The organism is Poseidonibacter sp., from assembly GCF_041821165.1.
Classification (GTDB): domain Bacteria; phylum Campylobacterota; class Campylobacteria; order Campylobacterales; family Arcobacteraceae; genus Poseidonibacter.
Window position 1 is genome coordinate 1 of sequence record NZ_JBGUES010000216.1, and the last position, 3623, is coordinate 3623.

At 27.8% G+C, this 3623-nt stretch carries 3 protein-coding genes; all 3 read right to left on the bottom strand.

What is annotated here, in order from left to right; genetic code table 11:
- Nucleotides 1–540 (bottom strand): MFS transporter (locus ACERKK_RS12220; RefSeq protein WP_373773354.1); only part of this gene is annotated, 540 nt, incomplete at its 3' end.
- A gap of 64 nt (nt 541–604) precedes the next feature.
- Nucleotides 605–1195 (bottom strand): peptide-methionine (S)-S-oxide reductase MsrA, encoded by a 591-nt coding sequence (msrA, locus tag ACERKK_RS12225; RefSeq protein WP_373773355.1) that lies wholly within the window; start codon nt 1193–1195, stop codon nt 605–607.
- 90 nt (nt 1196–1285) lie between these two features.
- Nucleotides 1286–3277, bottom strand: a complete 1992-nt coding sequence (locus tag ACERKK_RS12230) for a methyl-accepting chemotaxis protein (RefSeq protein ID WP_373773356.1) — start codon at nt 3275–3277, stop codon at nt 1286–1288.
- Nucleotides 3278–3623 lie beyond the last annotated feature (346 nt).

Consider the following 3623-nt stretch of genomic DNA (forward strand, 5'->3'; position numbering starts at 1 on the left):
AACTAAGGGTAGAAGTAAAAATCCTATAAGATAAATTCCAAAAGAGTATCTCCATGAAATATCAGATAAAAAACCACCACCTGTTACAAAAATAACTCCTCCAATAGCCATAAACGAACTTTGATAGCCCATAAATTTATGCCTACTTTGAGCTTTAAAATAGTCTCCAACAAGTGAAGTTGATACAATCATAAGTGTTGCAATACTTACACCAAATACAGCTCTTGAAGCTAGAAGCATTTCTAAACTATCTAAATAAAGCCCAGAACTTCCAGAAATTGAGAAAATAACAAGAGCAATAATAGCTGACCGTTTTTTACCAAATTTAAATATGATATGCCCTAAAATTGGTGCTAATAAAGCAATTACAAGTGAAGGCAAAGTAAGCATTAAACGTGAATAGAACTCTATGTTTTCTACATTGGTAAAATATTCTTTAAGATGTGGTAATGCTGTAACAATTGCTACATTTGACATACTTGTTGTCATTGATAGTAAAAGTAGGGTGAAAATTGTAAGTTTTTTAATATTTGAATTCATTGTGTATTATACTGCAAAGCGTGTTCAAATACAAAAAAATATTTGTATTTGAAGTTTATATATTTTAGTCAAATATTTTCTTGTAAACATGACAATATGGAGTTTTTCCATTTCTAGCATAATAGTTTTGATGATATCCACTTGCTGGATAAAAAGTACTATTTTCTTTTAGAGTTGTTGCAACGTCATAACCTTTTATTCCAAGGATATTTATCAAATCTATTGCTACTTGTTTTTCTTTTTCATCGCCATAAAATACTACTGATAAATATTGACTTCCAATATCTGGACCTTGTCCATCTTTTTGAGTTGGGTCATGGATTTCAAAGAATAGTTTTGCAAGAGTTCTATAAGATACTTCATTTGGGTCATATATAACTTCAACAGTTTCAACATGGCCAGTTTTACCACGAACTACATCATAATAATCTGGATTTTCAACTGTTCCACCCATAAAACCACTAATTACATCTATTACACCTTTTTGTTTTTCAAGAAAATGTTCAACTCCCCAAAAACAACCACCCGCAAAATAGGCTTTATTTGTATTTTCATAATCTATATTTTTGTTTTTTGGAACTTTTATTTCTTTTGTAAAATCCATGTTTACAAAAACAAGTAAAGCAAGTGCTACTGCTATTAGTATTTTATTCATAAATATCCTTTTTGTGGATTTTATTTTATTGGAAGTTTGTTTAGTTTGTGTTAATCAATAAGAAAAGGGGTGAAATGATAAACGGGAAGTTTAAAAACTTTCCCATTCATCATCATCTTTTTTAGCAGTTGTAGCTTTAAACTGTTTAGGTTTTTCAGCTGTTGGTTTTGTAGGTTTTCTCTCAACTCTTTTTTCGATTTTATTCTCTTTTGAAGGTCTTGAATCTTGTTCTGATTCATTTTTCATTACTTTTGCTTTTACTGAATCTTTTCCAATAAACTCTTTATCATCTGCATTTGCAACTACTAATTTAGCAATAGAATCAGTTTGAACAGCAACACCATAAGTTTGGTTAGCAATCATTGCATTTTGTTGAGTTTGTCTATCTAGTGAGTTTACAGCATCATTGATTTGCTCAATCCCTGTAAGTTGCTCTTTACTAGAAGACTCTACATCTTTGATAAGCTCAATTGTTTGATGAATATCTTCATTTAATACTTTATATCCAGAAATCATATCTTCAGATATTTTTTTACCTTGGTCTGCTTTTCTTGTAGCACTTTCTACTAGGTCTTTAATCTCTTTTGCAGCTTCTGCTGATCTACTTGCAAGATTTCTAACTTCTTGTGCTACGACTGCAAATCCTTTACCTGCTTCACCAGCAGTTGCAGCTTCAACAGCAGCATTTAGTGAAAGAATATTTGTTTGGAATGCAATTTGATCAATTACTGTAATTGCTTCATTAATAGCATTTACTTCTGTATCAATTTCATTCATAGCATCAGTTGTTTGACTAGCTAAAGCTTCACCTTTAGAAACAGAATCTGTTACACTAGAAGCTAGTTTTGACATTTTTACAATATTATCAGTGTTATTTGAAATATTACTTGTAATTTCTTCAATTGCTGCTGCTGTTTCTTCAAGAGCTACTGCTGCTTCATTTGAGTTTTTATTTAATGTATCTACATTTTTAAGTAATACAGCACTACTATTATCAAGAGTTAAACCATTTGATTTATTTTCAACTAGCATTTCATTTATAATATCAGCTAAGTTGTTTAATCCAACAGTTACACCACTATTACAACCCATTGTTCTATGAGTAAAGTCTAGTTTTGCATATCTTTCAAGCGCATAAGTAATATCATTTATATTTGTACAAACTCTTAATTGAAGACTTAATAACATATCATTTATATGACCTCTTAAACTCTCTAAGTTTTGAGATTCTGCTTCATGTGTAAGTCTTTTATCTAAGAATCCATCTTTGATTTTTGTTACAACTTCATTTATTTCAGATAAGAATACATTATCAGAATCAATTGTTTTTTTAGTTTTAATAATATTTGCATTAACAGTTTTTGCCATCATTCCAAATTCATCATTTGCTGAATCATCTAACATTTCAACTGTTGTATTTTCTTTATTAACATAAGCAAAGAAACTTAATAAACCTTTTTGGAAGTTATTAATAGAACCAATAAGTTGTTTTGATAATAACATAGAGAATAATGTAAAGAAAATTATTGCAGCAACAGCAATAGAAAGTAGAACTATATTCATTAATTCTTCAGCTTTTAATTGCATTTCAACTGCATTTTCATTCATATGTTCTAAATCTTCTTCAAGATCTAAACCTATTTGAACCATTTCTTTTATAATAGCTTTGATTCTATCATTTTCATCTGCTATATGATTTTTGTAATCAGCTATTCTTAATGGAGCAAATTCATTAAATTTTGATATATATGTTTCAGAAAGTTTTAAAATATCATTTGCTAAACCTATGCTTTCTTGTTCAGTTAATTTTGGTTTTAACTCAAGAACTGACTTTTCTAGTTCTTTAAAATCAGTAACAACTTTACCAGCTTTTTCTTCTGATGGTGCTCTTAAAAATTGGTAAACTGATATTCTTCCATTTAAAACTTGTTTAATAAAGATATCAGATTGAATAGCTGTATGCACTCTTTTTTTCGATTCTGCACTAAAATAATTAAATACACAAATAGAAATAATTACAATGAAAATAAAACTTATAGGTAAAAGTGATAATTTCTTTTTTGTAGAAACATTTCTGAACATATATTACTCCTTAAAAAATATTTAATAATAAAGTACTGCAATTAGCCATAAATTATGCTTAAAAAAATGAACAAAAAACTTGTAAAATTCAATTAGTTTCATATTAGTTTCATAAAAATAACGTTTTAAAAGAGTAAAATAACTTTTTATTTAAAATTAATAAATAAATAAGTTTTTCAAAAGAAAATAAAAAGTTCAATTAAAACCTCTTAATCTATTGTAAATTTGTATATGCTAAAATGACAAAAAAATTAAAAGGCAAATGACTTATGATTAAAACTGTTCAAGAAATTTCTAATGAAAATGGTTATAAAAAGTATAATCAATTTGAAATCCACGAAGATTT

What these genes read in the sequence shown, in the direction of transcription:
- msrA (WP_373773355.1), bottom strand. Translation starts at nt 1,195, where the DNA reads ATGAATAAAATACTAATAGCAGTAGCACTTGCTTTACTTGTTTTTGTA.
- ACERKK_RS12230 (WP_373773356.1), bottom strand. Translation starts at nt 3,277, where the DNA reads ATGTTCAGAAATGTTTCTACAAAAAAGAAATTATCACTTTTACCTATA.